This window comes from Paenibacillus sp. FSL W8-0426 (assembly GCF_037969725.1).
Classification (GTDB): domain Bacteria; phylum Bacillota; class Bacilli; order Paenibacillales; family Paenibacillaceae; genus Paenibacillus; species Paenibacillus hubeiensis.
The window spans coordinates 5803235-5819259 of the sequence record NZ_CP150203.1 but is presented as its reverse complement, the minus strand read 5'-3'; the positions used below and the strand labels follow the sequence as shown (position 1 = coordinate 5819259).

The following is a 16025-nucleotide window of genomic DNA, read 5'->3' as shown; positions in this document are numbered from 1 at the left end:
AATACCATGAAAATACATATTATTGGTGGATCGGGAAGTGGTAAGTCATACATTGCAGAATTATTAAGTCAACATCTCCATATTCCTCATTACGATTTAGACGATATTTTTTGGGACAATAAAGCGGATCTTTATGGAGTAAAAGCTTCAGCAGAAAAGCGGGATCAAAAACTGGAGGGAATTGTAAGACGAGATTGTTGGATCGTGGAAGGCGTATATAGGACATGGGTAGAACCGAGTTTTTCAGCTGCTGACAAGATTATTATTCTTATGCCCCCTTTGTCTGTCCAAGAAACAAGAATATGGAAACGATATGAAGAACGCATTACTGGAGTTGTAGTAAGTAAAAAGCGAGAGACTCTTGAAGGAGTCAGGAACTTATTAGAGTGGAATAGAAAATACAATCTGGAGAAGCTTCCACAATTCATTGAACATTGCGATTATAAAGAAAAAATGATTCGTGTATCAGATAATATGGATATCCTTAAGTTATTTAACCATTGAACTGACGGGGAAATATGAATTCACTCAAGCAAGGGGAAGAAGAGCTGATGATGGCTAGATCCTGTATACAGGACAATAAAAGTTGTCATTGAAAGGAGTTTGCAGGTGGACGCAATTATGATAAAGCCGCTTATCGGCATCGGTCTTTTTCGGCTAGGGATGTCCAGGGAAGAGGTGGAGCAGACTTTTCAGAATCTCGACCATTGGAGATCTGATGGTGGCAGCCCCGTTAATCCCAGCTATATCGAGATGCTGTTTATGCGCGAACATTTCGAATACGATTCCAATGGCAGAGTAAAGTTCATTCAACTGATGAATCCGCACTATTTGGGGCAATTCTGCATTCCGTGCCTGTTTCAAGGCGTCGACGTCTTCAAGACCAAGGCAGAGGATCTGATTTACACGCTTAGGAAAGAGTATCCAATGGTTGGGGATGTTGATCCGCGGACGGGATTTTCTTTTGCAATTCAAGAGCTTCAGCTAAGCTTCTGGCGGGAAGGCATTATGAACGATGAAATCATGAAAGATCCGCTTTTTCTGGAGATGAGCGAGGAAAATCAGGAGCTCGAAAAGCGGTATTTCTATTTTACGACCGTCTCAATTGGAGCGCCGGGATATTTCGATTTTATGGCTGACGATTTAGTGGACACACACGGTTAGGGGGAAAGTGAGCTAAACGACTTCCTTTCTGGTTCTGCCCGCATGAACAAAAGGCAAAACCATGATTACGTGGAATACCAGGAATACCTCTCAAACAAACAAGAGCGCAAACGATCATTATAAAAAATTGCTCTTAATCAATAAAAGTACAAAGTAGACATATTGGGAGGTGGACTATTCGATGTGGAAAAATTACTTTCAGGGAATCTCAGAGGAGTGTACGTTCAGCATTCCTGCAACAAAAGACGAGATTGACAAGGTTGAAAGCTTGCTCAATGTGACTCTCCCACAGGAATTGAAAGAAATCATGTTAGAGACAAATGGGGTGAAGGGGAGTTATGATCTGGGGCTGATATGGCCATTGGACCGTATTATGAATGAAAACAAGCATTATAGAGATGGTTTTTTAGAAGAGTATTATATGCCGTTTGAAAATCTAGTCTTCTTTGCAGAGAGTGGTATTGGTGATTTGTTTGCCTTTCCAGTATCCCAAAATAGAGTTTGCAGAGATGATGTGTTTGTATGGAATCATGAAAATGATAGCCGAATGTGGGTCGCGCCTTCAGTAACTAAGTACGTAGAATGGTGGTTAAATGGGATCATAAAAATTTAGCTTATGTGCCGCATAAATGATGTATAATTCGTTGTTACGCTAACGGGAAATGATAGCTCAATAACATAAAAAGCCGATCATTGTGATTGGCTACTTTCATTCGTCTAACGGGAGGTTAGCACAATGATTCTGCAATTTCACAGTTGGAGCTTGAAAGCTTTTCTAAGGGGATGTATGACGTGATTCGCTCGGAAGTACTCTGTTTGAACAAGGAGTTTTTGATAGAGATCACATCGTTCCATCCGGAAGTGATTTAAATCCATTTATATCCAGAATATGTATGCTAAACTTTATATAAATATGTAAAGGAGTGGCATGGTATAAAAGAGGATATCAGAGTAGTTATTGGCGCTGGAATGTATAATAACAATCCTGAGTGGATACAAACTCAGAAATCAGAGTTGAGTTTACTACAAAGAAATCAATGGGCAGATCGTTTTACACCTAATACGATAACATCAATCTTAGCAGAACATGTTTGGGAACACTTAGATTTTGACGAAGGTGTAAAAGCAGCAAAAATATGCTTTGAATTTTTAAAACCCGGTGGTTATGTGCGTTGCGCGGTTCCAGATGGTTATTTTCCCAATGAAGAATATCAAAATGAAGTGCAAATTGGAGGACCAGGACCAGTTGACCATCCAGCTGCTTCTCATAAGATTGTATACAATTATGAGACTTTAACTATCATGTTTAAAGCTGCTGGATTCAATGTGCGTTTACTCGAATATTGTGATGAAGAAGGTAAATTTCGTTACAAGGAGTGGGACAAAAACAAAGGTTTAATTTTCCGTTCCAAACGTTCTGATCATAGAAATATTAATGGTAAATTAGGCTTTGTCTCATTGATTATTGATGCTGAGAAGCCTGCCAAGTGATTAAATTAACGGAAAACGATAGCTTGATAAAAACAATTAAGGTAGCCGATCTCAACATGGTCGGCTGCTTTTGTTCGACTATACCAGCTAATAGCTTGTCAAGATTACCAGCAAAATGAACCTTAAGTCATGTGGTATAGTAAAATTAAGCATGACAAATAACCCTCCAATTTCTTTGTTTTGGAAGGTTATACCAATATGAGTGCTTAGACAGCGCGGAAAGTTTTTTTACTTTTCAGGATGACATAAAGCCAATGAACCAGCTTATTTGCGCATGCGATTAAAGCTACTTTATGTGGCTTTCCTTCGGCTCTTTTGCGATCATAAAAATCTTTAAGTCGCAGATTTCGAGAGCGGATGAGTCCACACTGGACGGCCATAACTAGAGCATAACGAAGTTGTCGTGAACCACGTTTGGTAATTCGATTGCGTGTTGCCGTAAACTTTCCAGATGCGAATACACTCGGGTCAATGCCCGCAAAGGCTACTAGTTTCTTTGGATGATCAAATCGGTCGACTTCTCCAATTTCCGATAAAATTGTTGCCGCAATTTTAGGACCTATACCGGGAATCGACTGGATTAAATCATATTCTTGAATTTCTTCAGCGAGAGCATCTATGTTCTTTTCCAATTGAGATAGATGTTCTTGGTACTGAAGGATGAGCGAAATCAAAACTCTCAGGTTAACCAAGTGACTAGAGTACATATTCTGCTGAAAAGGATTTTGTTTTGCCGCAAGAAGTAGACGCTTAACTCGCACACAGATCCAATTCTCTGATCGTCCTCGTCTTGAGGAAAGCAGCTCTTTGAATTTGGATTTAAGCATTCCTTCGTCCGATTGTAGTACCAAATATGAAGTTGGAAATTCACTTAGAAATCGAAGTGAAATATGAGAATAGATATCTCCAAAAACACTTTTGTACGTAGGGAAAACTTGATCAAGAACAGCTTGAAACTGCAGTTTATTTTGTACACACATCTTTGAAAGAGACTCATATTGTCTTGTTAGATAACGCAAATTAAGCAGTTGAACACCTCTTTTTTTAAAGGGCTCAAATTCTTCTTTATAGTACAACTCTCCTAGCAAATAGGCATCAGCGGCATCCGTTTTTACCTTACGAAGGCTGGACTTTCTAAGCCGATTTGAGATAAGCGGATTAATGACAATGTACAAATAATGATGCTCCTCTAAGAACTGAACAACAGGACTCTGGTAATGCCCAGTCGCCTCAAGAAGTAGTGTAGGACGTAGTCCAGCAGCATGTTCAAGATCCTGAATAGCTTGAAGTAACTTCGTCAGACCTTCTTGGGTATGTTCAAATTGAAACGTCCCTCTGTACGGTTTGCCTCGCTTTAAAAAGGCTTGCCCATAGCTTTCACCTTTAGAAATATCCAGGCCAATCACTGGATTCATTAAAATGCACCTTCCTAATTTAGATTTACCGGCAGCCCCTGTGATTTCCTCTTGTCGCTCCATAGCATCGCTTGTTATACGGGATCTATGTCCCAACCAGCCTCAAACATGGTCATGACAAGTAGGGGTGAACAATATAGCGCTCGGGATCAAGTCCCACGGGCAGGTACGTTCGACCCGGCTACCTTCATTCTCAAAGCTAATGAAAAAAGGATCAACCAGAAAGAACTGGTTGACCTCATAATACGAATGGGCAGGTTAGTTTAACAAATAAGTCGAAGAGTTAAGAGGGATTAACCTTGCTAAAGGAGGAAAGAGATGACGTTGAATTATAAAAACGTTGTTCACGAAATGCGTAGGCTATTGCCGGTATTAAATACGCTATACATAAAAGAGCTAAATGAACTATGGAAAGAAGAGGGGGAGATTCCGCCTCACGTTGCATTTGGCAATATACTGAATCCATATTTAATCAACCGACTCCAAATTAACTATAAATTAACCAAAAGTGAGGAAAATTTACTTGTTATAATTTTTGGGTTTATTGAACAAATGGCTTTAAGTAATGATGTTGATGTTCGAAATGTTGTAAGTGTAACCGTTATGGCTCGGCTAGGCGACGATACAACAGTTTATACTAACGCCTTGAAATATCTAGGGGAACAAACAAAAGTATTGTCTAAAGAAATTGAGTCGAGTTATGGAAGAAGTGGCAATCTAAAGATTCTAGATTCAACTATCGGGAAACTTTAGTTTAACTAAGAGGTGCCGTTATTAATCTTTATGTATCAATACTTTTGAGCTTACAGGCTGGATAGCAACTGGCGGTGATGAACTTGATCGTTGAAATTGATGGTTATTTTGAAAATGTACTTATCATCGGCAAAACATGTTCAATTTCGGAATTAAGAAAGAAATATGAAATAGCCAAAACCTGTTGTACAAACATAAGTGAATTTGCAGATATTTTTTGTAGGATGTTTCAATTTGAGCGTCTACCTTCTTCAGAAGAAATAGATGTCAGGCCAAATGTTGTAATTGATACGGATACTGACCGTATTTATGCGCCACGACATTGAACTAACGGGAAACGTAAACTCAATATAACCAAGAGAGCAGCCGATCATAGTGATCAGCTGCTTTGGTGTAAACTTGGAACAATTCATCGTTGTATCGAGCAAATTCATTCGTAAATCCATGCCCATTAGGTAAAACACGAGTACAACCAGTAATAACGAGCCCTACTGCACCCCAATCTCGCTTCTCGATCTTTCCTTATGAAAAATCCCTTTTATATTGGACGGCCATGTAAATTCCACCGGCTAGAAATGCCAGCGTATATTTGAACAAGAAGAAGATGGTCCACATATCGTCTTTAGGAAAAATGATGTCACATAGAATAATGGCCAACAGCATGTAGGAACTGCTTTTCAAAAAGATTTTATTGGTCCGTTCGTCGTCTTGCCCGGTTTTCTTATACAATACATACACTAAAATTGCGCTCCCCATAACCAGTAAAAAACCAACTCCAATGAGAATATTCCAATTTGCCGTAGATTGTTCAGCCCAGGACTTTAAAGGGGAAAAAATAGCATTATGGACATCTGAGAAGAACTTAGTTATCATTTTGATCATTTCCTTTCACATAAGTAAAAATATCGTTTACATCGACATTAAAAAAATCGGCAATTCGAAAAGCTAACAGCAAAGTTGGAACATAATTTCCCTTTTCCATGACGAAGATGGTTTGTTTGGAAACCCCGACTTTCTCTGCTAATTCTTGCTGAGACATTCTGGCAAGTACACGATATTCGTAAACCTTGTTTGATATCGAATCACCAAAATCTTTCTTCACGACCATCACCTCATGGATCGATTATAAATTAAATTTTTATAAAAGTAAAGTAAACTTATACAAAGGTATATAATTTATTTATATTCACTTAGATTACTTTGATTTGAAAAGAACCGGAATGCTGAAAGAAGCTGACGTCATTCAGGATTCCGTTGATTCAACGGATTAATTTGTAACCCTGCTAACCAAATTGAAAAGAAACTTGCTTCTTAACTACGACGTGATTTGTCGTAATTCAGATCTATACTGAACGTAGATGAATGAAAGGAGATGCAAGTGATGAGCCGAAGAGTAATTTTAGATTTAGCCGTTACGTTAGATGGTTTCATTGAAGGGAAAAATGGGGAAGTGGATTGGTGCATCATGGATCCTGATATGGAGTTTAATCACTTTCTGAGTCAAATTGACACGATTTTCTACGGAAGAAAAAGCTATGATTTATGGGGACAATTTACTCCAGAAAATGAATCTACCGATGCTGAGAAAGAGTTTTGGGATCTGGTTCATACGAAAGAGAAATATGTGTTTTCCAGAACTAAAAATGAGACGGATCATAAAGCCACCTACATTAATAATAATATGGTTGAAGAAGTTATTAAATTAAAGAATAAACCAGGTAAAGATATTTGGTTGTATGGCGGAGCCAATCTGATGACTACGTTTATTCATTTGGGGTTAGTTGACGAATTTAGATTATCCATTCACCCTGTCATATTAGGAGAAGGAAAACCGCTATTTATGGATATGAAACAGAGAATAAACTTGAAAACGGTGGATACAAGAACGTTTGCTTCCGGTGTCGTGCAAGTCATCTACCATTTAGATGAGAAATAAGCGAAGCACAAGAACCCTTCAAACCCACGTTAATGGTGGTTTTGAAGGGTTCTTCGTTCAACGTTAGGGACTGGCTTGTCCGTCGGTTCCATCGTGATCGGTTTTTTGGTGCAATGAGAGACTATTCTGCGAAAGTCCATTCTGAAAAGATATTCATCTTTTTGTATAATTCCTCTTCATCAATAGACATGTTGTTCTCCATCCACCAATTTAACACACCAAGAACAGCTCCGATGTAGGCCTCCAGTTTAATTTGTATTTCTATGGAATCTACTTCAATGGAGTGATGCTCAACCAAGTATTTCTTCATACCTGCCCCCATATCCCTCCGCAACAAATTCCTTAAGGAATCTCTTTCCTCAAATAAAAGCTGTGAAAATAATGTTTTATGTTTCGCTGCAACGGAAAACAATTCCCGAAAATTATCGAACGGAGAAAGGGATACCTCGGCAAAGTTCTTGAATTCTTCCTCGGCAATTTGCTGCACGGCACGTGAAAGTAAATCAAATTTATCCTGAAAATGCGTATAGAACGTAGTCCGGTGCACCATCGCCAAATCACAAATTTGCTTCACCGTTATATGTTCAAATGAGTGTTTGCCCATGAGATCAAATAGAGCATTGTACAGGAGCTTATGGGTTCTTCTGACTCTAAGGTCTTCCGTTGTTTTATTTACCATGACAGATTCCTCTCTGTGTATCGTTTTTCGACATATTGGCGTTTTTATCGGTTGATGAGGCCTATTATACATCATATTATTTATTCTACAAACACGTTTTAAATATACACCTGTATAATTCGAAAACAAGGAGCGATATACGAATGGCTAACTTAAGCAGCGACCATCAGCTCACCACACTTGAACGTCAATTACTAAACAACGCTACAGCGTTAGTTCCCTATCTTCAAAAATTCGGAACGATGATTGATGAAGAAAGACATATTCCTGAAGAGGTTATTCAGAAAGTTTCGGATGCGGGTTTGTTTAAGCTTGGCACACCGAAAGAGTACGGAGGTCATGAGGTAAGTATCCGTGCCATGGTTGAAATTATTTCCGAGGTGGCCAAGGGGAACGGCTCTGTTGGCTGGGTCGTTCAAATCATTAACGGCAACAACTATACGGCTTCATTGTCTTTATCTTCCGAAGCATTGGATTCTCTCTTTGGTCAGCAAGAGGAAGTACGTTTTTGTTCCGTCTTGGGAGCACGCAAAGCTGTAGTGAAAAAAGTAGACGGGGGCTATTTGGTAGAGGAGGGCTTTTGGGGATTCGGTTCAGGTTCCAAGCATGCAACCCATGCTTTGTTAAATTTGAATGACGCAAAGTCCATGCAGGAAAGCAAAAATTTGGGGATGATGTTGGCCGTCGTTCCGATGAGTGAAGTTACCATTGTAGATGACTGGTACACGATGAGTTTAAAAGGGTCGGCAAGTAATAGTCTGGAAATCAAAAATGTCTTTATTCCAGAGAAATATGTCGTCAGCCAGGACACGAAACAAATGAGTTCTTTGCCTGTTGAATTAAAAGGGCGTGACAAATACAAACCTTATGTACAGCTTATTACAAGTATTACGACCGGGATCAGTGCGATTCTCGGACTGGCCAGAGGGGCTGTCGAGTATTTTGTTGAAAAAGCGCCTCATCGAGGAATAACGATGACCATCCATCATTCTCAGGCGGAAGTGGGCCATATTCAGTATAAAGTAGGGCTTGCCGCCATGAAAGTCGAATCCGCTCATCTTCATATCAGTCGAGCCATTGATCATCTGGAGCGTCATGTGCAAAATGCAGAAGGATTCAGCCTAAAGGAAGTGGCTCAGCTTCAGACGGATATGACCTATGCAGCGATGTTATGCTGGGAAGCCGTAGATATGCTAATGGCGGAGAGCGGAGGGAGTGTCATTGCCGATTCCAATCGCTTGTCTCAAATCTTCCGTGACATTAGAGGCGGCTCTAATCATGCGCTGACTACGGCATCTACCGGGCTTGAGCTATACGGAAGAGTACTAATGGGCTTACCGCCACAGCATGGGATGACATTAGCTTACGCATCGTCTCTAGGATCAACTACTGGAGCTAAAGCAGACAATGAGTAAAATAGCGATCATTTCTGGAAGCCCCAACAATAGATCTCGGGTAAACGGCGTTGTTCAATATGCCAAACTGAAATTGGAGCAGCAAGGCTGCGAAGTAGCGATCATCGATGTGTACTCCTTGCCTCCGGCTGATTTGATGCACGCCAATTTCAACAGCAAGCCCATATTAAGCGCACATGCCAAAGTGGAAGAAGCGACAGGAATCATTATTGCAAGCCCGGTGTATAAAACAACCTATACAGGCATCCTTAAAGCTTACGTTGATTTATTGCCGCAAAAAGCCTTTAAAGATAAAATCGCAGCTGCCTATTTTGTAGGAGGTACCCTTTCGAACTTGCTTTCCATCGATTATGCGTTGAAGCCCCTTTTAGCCTCGATGGGAACTAAATCTTTTGCGGAAAATGTATTTGCCATCGACAGTCAGATCGAACGTATTGAAGTTCCTAACCAAGACATTCAATTCCAATTAGATCACGAAATCCAGCAGCGTATGGATGCCTCAATATTGGATTTGATTGCCTACACCAAACGCATCTGAGGATAAGATAAAGGGAAACAATAGCTCAATAATATCAAGAAAGCAGCTGATCAATGTGATCGGCTGCTTTTGTTCAACTAAAGGGCAGGTTAACGTAGGATAGGGACGTGAATGAAACGGAGCTTATCAATCTATATAGATTGAACTTAAAACTATCTTATAAGGGAAGAGAGACGGAGGAGAAGTTTGGAACTGTAGGAGCGATAGCGTCCGCCTTTGCCACCGGATTTCTACCGTGAATATCTGGGGACAACAGCGGCCGGGAGTCGAAACATTCACTGGAGTCACGCTAATTCCAAAATAAAAAAATCAGAAGCCGTTGTCGAAAACAATGGCTCCTTCTTTATGAAATGAAATTACTATTTTGATGAACTTGATGGAACATCAGTATCAGTCGGGTTTTCATCATTTAAGGTTTTACCTAAGAGCAACGAATTGGGATAATTTTTAGAAAATTCTGCTTCATCTACTTTTAAAAAAAACTCGCCTTCAAAAATTAGTTGATTCGTATTAGGCCCGATTTCATCTATAGTTCTTGCTATCTCTGATTCCTTAAAGATACTTTGTTCATCTGCTCGCACGAACATGCCATGAGGTGTATAGAATTGACTATAATACCCTTTTGCGATTTTTGATTCTACGGATTCTACGTTTTTTACTGATTCTTCGGATTTCACATTATTTGTTGAAAAATTCGTGTTAACAGGATTTTTATCTGTCTTATTTACGGTTTCCATTTCTGGATAGGTGTCTGCTTTTGAATTGGGAATTAATGACACTCCTGAAATAATAGTCACTGCAAAGGCTATTAAATATATTTTCTTAAACATATTATCCCCGCCTTTCTATACCAACAATTATTTCCTACTTTAAAACATTATATTCACTAAAAAGTGGTAAGGGCCTATTTGGCGTTGCAGGACAATTGGTCTCCGAAAGAATCAACTTTGATGGGCTGTTCAACTAACGAGCAGAATACTTACATTACTCTTCAATACAACTTTTCTTTGCAAACTGCGTCTTAATTCAAGCAACATTGGCTAGTTTATACAGTGATTGGAGAGGAATGGTCAGAATGAAGAAATACCTTGCTGGATTATTAATTATTTTTGTCCTATGTTTTGGCTTACCAAGACAGGCTTACATGGAGGCGTTTAACCAACAGCCTTTAGCTTTTGAGGATATCAACCTAGAACAAGCGATTAAGTCATTATTGAATAAAAACGACGATGAATCACTGACAAAAGAGGATTTAGAGTCACTGACCGACGTTAATTTATCGGGTAAAGGAATTAAGAGTTTGCAGGGTTTGGAGTATGCAGTCAATATGACGACTTTGGATTTGAGTGACAATCAAATTGAGGATATTAAGCCCCTCAGGAAGTTAACGAAGTTGACAGATTTATCGGTATCTAGGAACCAATTCAATGATCTTTCAGCGCTAGCGGGACTAGTTAATCTGAATACGTTGTCCATAAGTTCTAACAAGATCACAGATCTAAAGCCGCTAGCAGGATTGGTTAATCTTTGGAGACTCGATGCTGCGAATAATAACATCAAAGATCTTGCTCCTTTATCTAAATTAACTAACTTACTTTCTCTGGATTTATCATCTAACCAGATCTATGATTTGGAGCCGTTGAGAAATCTTCAAAGATTGTCTTACCTCTATTTGAAAAATAATCGAGTCTGGGATTTAGAGCCGCTCCAACAACGTGGTTTTTTACCGTATTATGATACGGGTGCATTCATTGAACCACTTGCACTGCAAAATAACTATTTAGATTTAAGCAAGGGATCGAAAACATATAAATTATTTGTGAAAATGGCAGGAAATGAGTTGCCTGGCGGTCAGCGTAAGACACAGCGCTTGGTGATCGGCAGCACGACTGCTTATGTTGGAGAAAGTGCTTATCGTATTACCGCAGCGCCATTTATTCAGACAGGACGTACCTATGTGCCGATCCGTTTCATCTCCGAGAAGCTTGGGGCAGCCGTGAATTGGAAGCAGAGCACCAAAGAGGTAACGATTCAGAAGGATGGTAAAACGATTCGTTGGGTTGTAGGGAACAGGCAGGTAAAAGTAAACCAGCAAACGGTGATGCAAGATGCTCCTTTACTTCTGAAGAACGGCAGTGCGTTCGTTCCTGTTCGTTTTGTGGCGGAGCAGTTAAATACTTCCGTTGAATATATGGGGAGCAAGCATATGGTCGTGATTTTCAAAAATTAAGCAGCATAATGGAGTTACAAAATAATATTTGTAGATAAGGACTCAGTTACCATGCCTCAAAACAAGAGTAAAATATGTAGACCGTCATTAAACTAACGGGAAACGATTGCTCAATAATATCAAGAAAGCAGCTGATCAATGATCGGCTGCTTTTGTTCAACGAACGGGCAGGTTAGTTCAATGATTCCGCGAATACTCTTACGTATGAAATTCTTTATAAGTTTCGTAAGTGATTGAACGCTGGTTGAACTTTAATATTCCCCTTGCATTTCAAGCATTTTTTTAATTTCTCTTAGCCTAATAAATTCTTCTTCTGTGACTTTTTCAATAAGTTCTGAGTCAGATAATGAAATCTGATCCGTTTTCTGGACAAAGTGATTCACAATTGACCATTCCTCCATAGCAACTGCGATATCTGCACGTAATACGTACGCTCTAAAATGAAGTAATGAAGATGCATCTTGAGCTTTTGAAAGCACTACATCTAGTACTTTTGCTGCACCAACTGGCTCATCTTTGGCATACATCATTCGGTAGGCAGCTTCGTAGGCGACTTCAAATTTGGAGGTCCCTTTTACGATTTGTCTATTCTCGGTATGCTTAGTTCCAATTAACAGACGGTTACCAGCAGGATCGATGAGATTAAATCTGCGATCTTCCAACAGGTCATTTGGTTTTGAAATTTTAGGAAATCCCTTAGTGGGGATTTTTCTGTACACATTTTTTAAATTCTCACTAAATTCCTTGTATACGGCATCCACATCTGGAACGTGTACGTAGCACATGCTGTAAGAATTTTCCGGATTCAGTTGCTTGAGTACAAAGAAATGTAGTTCTACGATTCTGTGACGGACGCAAGCGTACAGGTTGGGTTTGGCTTGACGGTACGTCACTTCGAAACCTAATGCTTGGTAAAAATCCAGTTGTTCGTCTATAGATCTGCTGGGCAAAATGGGGATCGCGGTACCGGATTGTTTTGTTGACAAGAGTACAACCTCCTCGAAAAGTGGCTGATTAACATAATTACTCTCTTATCATAAAACACTCATGCAAATGCTAATGTTTTATTTATTATATCCCTTTTTTATAATGATAAGAGAGAAAAAGCCGTCATCTGGTTTAACGACTAAGTAAAGGATAAAAGGGGAAGCGAGATGAAAGGGATCGAGATAGCAAGGAAATTGAAGATAAGTACCAGCGCATTAAGGCATTATGAAGCTTGGGGACTTATTCCAAAGGTCGAAAGAGCGGCCAACGGGTATCGCAATTATACAAAGGAACATGAGGCTTATTTTGAGTGCATACGTGCAATGTACGCAGGTTTTGGAATGAATTTGGTCCGAGAGGTTATGCCACTCATCATAAATGGGGATATACTTAATGCTTTATGGCTGATTAATAAAGCTCAAGTTAACCTTCATGCAGAAAGGGAAGTCGCACAAAGAACTGTCGATATGCTTGATTTGAAAGAAATGACAGATCTCCCCAAGTACAGTTATAAAGATTCGTTTACAATCGGAGAGTTAGCTAAAGAAGCGAATGTGTCTACTTCTGCAATTCGGCATTGGGAGAAGGAAGGATTAATCAGACCTGAGCGAGACAAAGATAGTGGATTCCGTATATACAGTCCATCTGATATTCGCAAGGTATTTATTATTCGAACGGTTCAAAGAGTAGCTTACTCATTGGATATTGTTCGTGAGGTATTATCGGGGATTGATAATAATAGCATTGCTCAAATTAAGCAAATTGCTCATGAGTCTCTTCAATACATTGATAAAGCGTTGCTTGAGCAGGTACATGGTATAGGTTCTTTAAATAATCTTCTTAATGTAATCTCAAATAAAGAAGAAAAGTAGTAAGGAAATACTTGTATTCTAAGGTTAGATGGAGCAAACAGGTAATACAAAATTAGCAGTAAGGTTGGATTAACCTATTTGAACGATTACATAAAAACGTAGCCGCTTACTGTGATTGGTTGTTTTAAGTTATTAACGGTAGATCAACACATGATGTGCCTATTATTTTGCGGGAGGTTTTGTTTCAATGCAGTATCGTAAGCTGCGTTATGGTATTAGAAATGGGCTTACTCTGATTGATACTGCTGAAGAATATGGAGATGGGGGAGCGGAAAACGGGCAGGTTAGTTTAATGACAAAAAGGAACATGTATGATTTAGAAGTTTCCGAACGAAAAAGACAGCCGATCCTAATGTCGACTGCCTTCCGGAAATGATCATCATCAAATTCTCAAAGGGTTGATTCCTACAACTACATTTTAGTGATCATCCACGTAACTCCGAATTGATCAATAATCTCTCCATAATAAGCACCCCATGGCTGAAGGGCAAAAGGATACTTGCTTTCTCCGCCTTCGCTTAGCTTGGCATAGGCCGCTCTCGCTTCAGCCTCATCATTATACGTTAATGAGAGACTGACACTCCGGTTATACGATACCGGCTCAAACACGTCGGACAGCATCAACGAATTCGTTCCCGCCACCGTGATCGCCAAGTGCATCACTTTATCCTTCATTGCCTCGGGCGCGCCGGGCGCATCCCCGTATGTACTGACAAACTGGATTTCCCCACCGAGTGCCTCGATATAGTAATTTGCCTGGCTTCTTGCATCCCCCGACATCAGATAAGCGTTCATTTGTGCTCCCATGATTGTTCAACAACCTTTCATCTGTTTTTTGTCTTACATTCATACGACGAATGCGTATCACTGAAATCGACACAGTCAAAAAAAATTTCTTGTTAAAAACCTTCTATCGACGTGCCTTCTTTGCAGCCAGACCACATTTGGCATTTTTCCCTTTAATTATTTATAAAATCATTCAGGCTCAGTATTGTCGGGACGGCTGAGGATGGCGAGCAAGCGATCGAGCTGTGCAGGCAAGTTAGGCCGCAACTGGTGCTATGGATGTTGAAATGCCGAACATCCCGTCCGATAAAAGAATCGTGGCCCAACATCCGGATTCTGATTTTCACCACGTTCGAGGATACCAAACAGGCTATGGAGGCAATGCGAAGCGGGGTGGATGGATACCTATTGAAGTCCATGCAGCCGTTAGAGCTGGCTGAAACGATTCGCACCGTCCATCGCGGTGGCACGCTGATCGATCAGGGCATGTCACACAAATTATTTGCCCAACTGGAAGCGGACAATAGCGGCGATGACCATTCGTCAATCAAAGTCTCCTCGGCCTATGATTTATCACCGCGGGAACTTGAAATTTTACAATTCGTGTCCAAAGGGCTGCGATATAAAAGCATTGCTTCCGAATTGTATTTATCCGATGGTACGGTTCGAAACTATGCGTCATCGGCTTATTTGAAACTGGGAGTCCGCAACCGTGAGGAAGCGGTGCTGAAAGCCAGGGAGGCTGGGCTTCTGGAATAACCTCAAGTTATGTATCCATTTCAATTTTTAAAGGCCATGGATACAGGCTAACTGGATTTCCAACCGTCAATATGTAAATACCGCCCTTCTCCCTAAAGGAAAGCGGCGGTATTTGTATATTGTACAATAGCTGAGCAAACGCCATAATATGAATTACTCCCCAAAGAAATTTCTGCATACATGCAAAATTCCCTCGGCGTAAGGAAAAGGGGCAATGTTGTTGTGGCATGACTTTGCCTCTGCCGTTGCATTCTGGAGAAGATATCCATGGGCAACCATCCGAAGCATCTCGATGTCATTTCCACTGTCACCGAAGGCCAATGTTTTGGAGAGGAGTACCTGACTATAATCCATCAGGAATTGCACAGCCGCTTTCTTTCCAGTTCCTGCGGGGATAAAATCGACATCATATGCGTTCTCCGGATCACCCGCCTTGGGATTGCAAATATTAATATTAATTCCGATCCCGTAATTTGCAGCCAGGTGCCTGATGATACTTATATCATATTGGGTTCTGGATGCCGATACCGGATAATAATAGTAGTTCATTTTATATCCAGATTGACCAAATTGAGTCTGTTCGTGAAGGACAATGTTAAATGTTGATTTTAATTCGCTAATTAAATCTTCTACATCTCTTCGAGAGAATCCGGATGCCTGTATAATCTTTGCCCATGAAGGAACAGTGACCAGTTGTCCGTCAGGCTCGACTTCCCACATCTCTGTGCCCAGATTGCTCGCTATAAAATGGGGGAGCTGTGTCATACCGGCTATTTTCATTTTTGCTTGAATTTGCTGAACACTGCTTCCGGTGACCCAAGCTATCTTTACTTGATGATTTCTGGCAAGCTGCTGGAGGTATTTTTCCAGTTCGTACACCATGTTGAGTTGTTCAGGCAAACATTCATGCGGGTAATACGTTTCGTCAAAATCAAACAATATCAGATATTCGGTTACAGCGGGGGTATAGATGACTTCCATAAGTGTGACTCCTCCTACA

At 40.2% G+C, this 16025-nt stretch carries 20 protein-coding genes and 2 pseudogenes; 13 read left to right on the top strand and 9 right to left on the bottom strand.

Translation table 11 applies throughout. From position 1 onward, the window contains the following. Window positions 1-6 precede the first annotated feature (6 nt). The 4 genes from MKY59_RS26305 (at window position 7) to MKY59_RS26290 (ending at window position 2655) form a co-directional block, all read left to right on the top strand. Complete coding sequence (locus MKY59_RS26305; protein ID WP_339274580.1) at window positions 7-504, top strand: hypothetical protein; 498 nt, start codon at window positions 7-9, stop codon at window positions 502-504. Window positions 505-621: 117 nt separating this feature from the next. Beyond that, the gene (locus tag MKY59_RS26300; RefSeq protein ID WP_339274579.1) at window positions 622-1164 is read left to right on the top strand and encodes a hypothetical protein; all 543 of its coding nucleotides are present in this window, start codon (window positions 622-624) and stop codon (window positions 1162-1164) included. Between the two features lie 181 nt (window positions 1165-1345). After that, a complete protein-coding gene (locus tag MKY59_RS26295) occupies window positions 1346-1777 on the top strand; it encodes an SMI1/KNR4 family protein (protein WP_339274577.1) in 432 nt (143 codons plus the stop codon). Between the two features lie 356 nt (window positions 1778-2133). Further along, entirely contained in the window at window positions 2134-2655 is a 522-nt protein-coding gene (locus tag MKY59_RS26290) for an SAM-dependent methyltransferase (RefSeq protein WP_339274575.1), read from the top strand. A 206-nt stretch (window positions 2656-2861) separates the two neighbouring features. Here the strand turns inward: MKY59_RS26290 and MKY59_RS26285 are convergent, their stop codons facing one another. Then, the gene (locus MKY59_RS26285) at window positions 2862-4070 is read right to left on the bottom strand and encodes an IS110 family transposase (RefSeq protein ID WP_339274573.1); all 1209 of its coding nucleotides are present in this window, start codon (window positions 4068-4070) and stop codon (window positions 2862-2864) included. Window positions 4071-4388: 318 nt separating this feature from the next. Between MKY59_RS26285 and MKY59_RS26280 the strand changes: the two genes are divergently transcribed. Together MKY59_RS26280 and MKY59_RS26275 are read left to right on the top strand one after the other, a co-directional pair. Then, a complete protein-coding gene (locus tag MKY59_RS26280) occupies window positions 4389-4823 on the top strand; it encodes a hypothetical protein (RefSeq protein WP_339274571.1) in 435 nt (144 codons plus the stop codon). A gap of 83 nt (window positions 4824-4906) precedes the next feature. Next, window positions 4907-5149, top strand: a complete 243-nt coding sequence (locus MKY59_RS26275) for a hypothetical protein (protein WP_236414759.1) — start codon at window positions 4907-4909, stop codon at window positions 5147-5149. An 85-nt stretch (window positions 5150-5234) separates the two neighbouring features. Here the strand turns inward: MKY59_RS26275 and MKY59_RS26270 are convergent. From MKY59_RS26270 to MKY59_RS26260, 3 genes and pseudogenes are all read right to left on the bottom strand, one after another. After that, window positions 5235-5315, bottom strand: a pseudogene (locus tag MKY59_RS26270) (oxidoreductase); the annotation flags it as partial. A gap of 30 nt (window positions 5316-5345) precedes the next feature. Next, entirely contained in the window at window positions 5346-5696 is a 351-nt protein-coding gene (locus tag MKY59_RS26265) for a DUF2178 domain-containing protein (RefSeq protein WP_339274568.1), read from the bottom strand. After that, on the bottom strand, window positions 5686-5931 hold the full coding sequence (locus MKY59_RS26260; protein WP_236414757.1) for a helix-turn-helix transcriptional regulator: 246 nt from the start codon (window positions 5929-5931) through the stop codon (window positions 5686-5688). The genes MKY59_RS26265 and MKY59_RS26260 overlap by 11 nt, the downstream gene beginning before the upstream one ends. A gap of 273 nt (window positions 5932-6204) precedes the next feature. Here MKY59_RS26260 and MKY59_RS26255 point away from each other — a divergent pair, with 273 nt between their 5' ends. Then, window positions 6205-6759 (top strand): dihydrofolate reductase family protein, encoded by a 555-nt coding sequence (locus tag MKY59_RS26255; protein WP_339274567.1) that lies wholly within the window; start codon window positions 6205-6207, stop codon window positions 6757-6759. A 121-nt stretch (window positions 6760-6880) separates the two neighbouring features. Here MKY59_RS26255 and MKY59_RS26250 read toward each other — a convergent pair whose 3' ends face one another. Continuing rightward, complete coding sequence (locus MKY59_RS26250) at window positions 6881-7438, bottom strand: TetR/AcrR family transcriptional regulator C-terminal domain-containing protein (RefSeq protein ID WP_236414755.1); 558 nt, start codon at window positions 7436-7438, stop codon at window positions 6881-6883. A gap of 143 nt (window positions 7439-7581) precedes the next feature. Between MKY59_RS26250 and MKY59_RS26245 the strand changes: the two genes are divergently transcribed. After that, a complete protein-coding gene (locus MKY59_RS26245; RefSeq protein ID WP_339274565.1) occupies window positions 7582-8853 on the top strand; it encodes an acyl-CoA dehydrogenase family protein in 1272 nt (423 codons plus the stop codon). After that, complete coding sequence (gene ssuE, locus MKY59_RS26240; RefSeq protein WP_236414753.1) at window positions 8846-9391, top strand: NADPH-dependent FMN reductase; 546 nt, start codon at window positions 8846-8848, stop codon at window positions 9389-9391. Before MKY59_RS26245 ends, ssuE begins: the two co-directional genes overlap by 8 nt. A gap of 359 nt (window positions 9392-9750) precedes the next feature. On the opposite strand, the gene MKY59_RS26235 is transcribed toward ssuE, so the two are convergent. Further along, window positions 9751-10221 (bottom strand): hypothetical protein, encoded by a 471-nt coding sequence (locus tag MKY59_RS26235; RefSeq protein ID WP_339274563.1) that lies wholly within the window; start codon window positions 10219-10221, stop codon window positions 9751-9753. 245 nt (window positions 10222-10466) lie between these two features. On the opposite strand from MKY59_RS26235, the gene MKY59_RS26230 reads away from it, so the two are divergent. Then, window positions 10467-11621, top strand: coding sequence for a stalk domain-containing protein (locus tag MKY59_RS26230; RefSeq protein WP_236414750.1), 1155 nt, complete (start codon window positions 10467-10469; stop codon window positions 11619-11621). Between the two features lie 251 nt (window positions 11622-11872). On the opposite strand, the gene MKY59_RS26225 is transcribed toward MKY59_RS26230, so the two are convergent. Continuing rightward, on the bottom strand, window positions 11873-12607 hold the full coding sequence (locus tag MKY59_RS26225) for a VOC family protein (RefSeq protein ID WP_339274561.1): 735 nt from the start codon (window positions 12605-12607) through the stop codon (window positions 11873-11875). Between the two features lie 168 nt (window positions 12608-12775). Here MKY59_RS26225 and MKY59_RS26220 point away from each other — a divergent pair, with 168 nt between their 5' ends. Further along, window positions 12776-13480, top strand: coding sequence for a MerR family DNA-binding transcriptional regulator (locus MKY59_RS26220; RefSeq protein WP_236414747.1), 705 nt, complete (start codon window positions 12776-12778; stop codon window positions 13478-13480). Window positions 13481-13667: 187 nt separating this feature from the next. Then, window positions 13668-13856 carry a hypothetical protein gene (locus tag MKY59_RS26215; protein ID WP_236414746.1) on the top strand — a complete coding sequence of 63 codons (189 nt, stop codon included), beginning with the start codon at window positions 13668-13670 and terminating at the stop codon, window positions 13854-13856. 35 nt (window positions 13857-13891) lie between these two features. Here MKY59_RS26215 and MKY59_RS26210 read toward each other — a convergent pair whose 3' ends face one another. Next, on the bottom strand, window positions 13892-14287 hold the full coding sequence (locus MKY59_RS26210) for a VOC family protein (protein ID WP_339274559.1): 396 nt from the start codon (window positions 14285-14287) through the stop codon (window positions 13892-13894). A 177-nt stretch (window positions 14288-14464) separates the two neighbouring features. On the opposite strand from MKY59_RS26210, the pseudogene MKY59_RS26205 reads away from it, so the two are divergent. Beyond that, window positions 14465-15025 (top strand): annotated as a pseudogene (locus tag MKY59_RS26205) (response regulator transcription factor); the annotation flags it as partial. 153 nt (window positions 15026-15178) lie between these two features. Here the strand turns inward: MKY59_RS26205 and MKY59_RS26200 are convergent. Next, window positions 15179-16006 (bottom strand): HAD-IIB family hydrolase, encoded by an 828-nt coding sequence (locus tag MKY59_RS26200; RefSeq protein WP_339274557.1) that lies wholly within the window; start codon window positions 16004-16006, stop codon window positions 15179-15181. Between the last annotated feature and the right edge of the window lie 19 nt (window positions 16007-16025).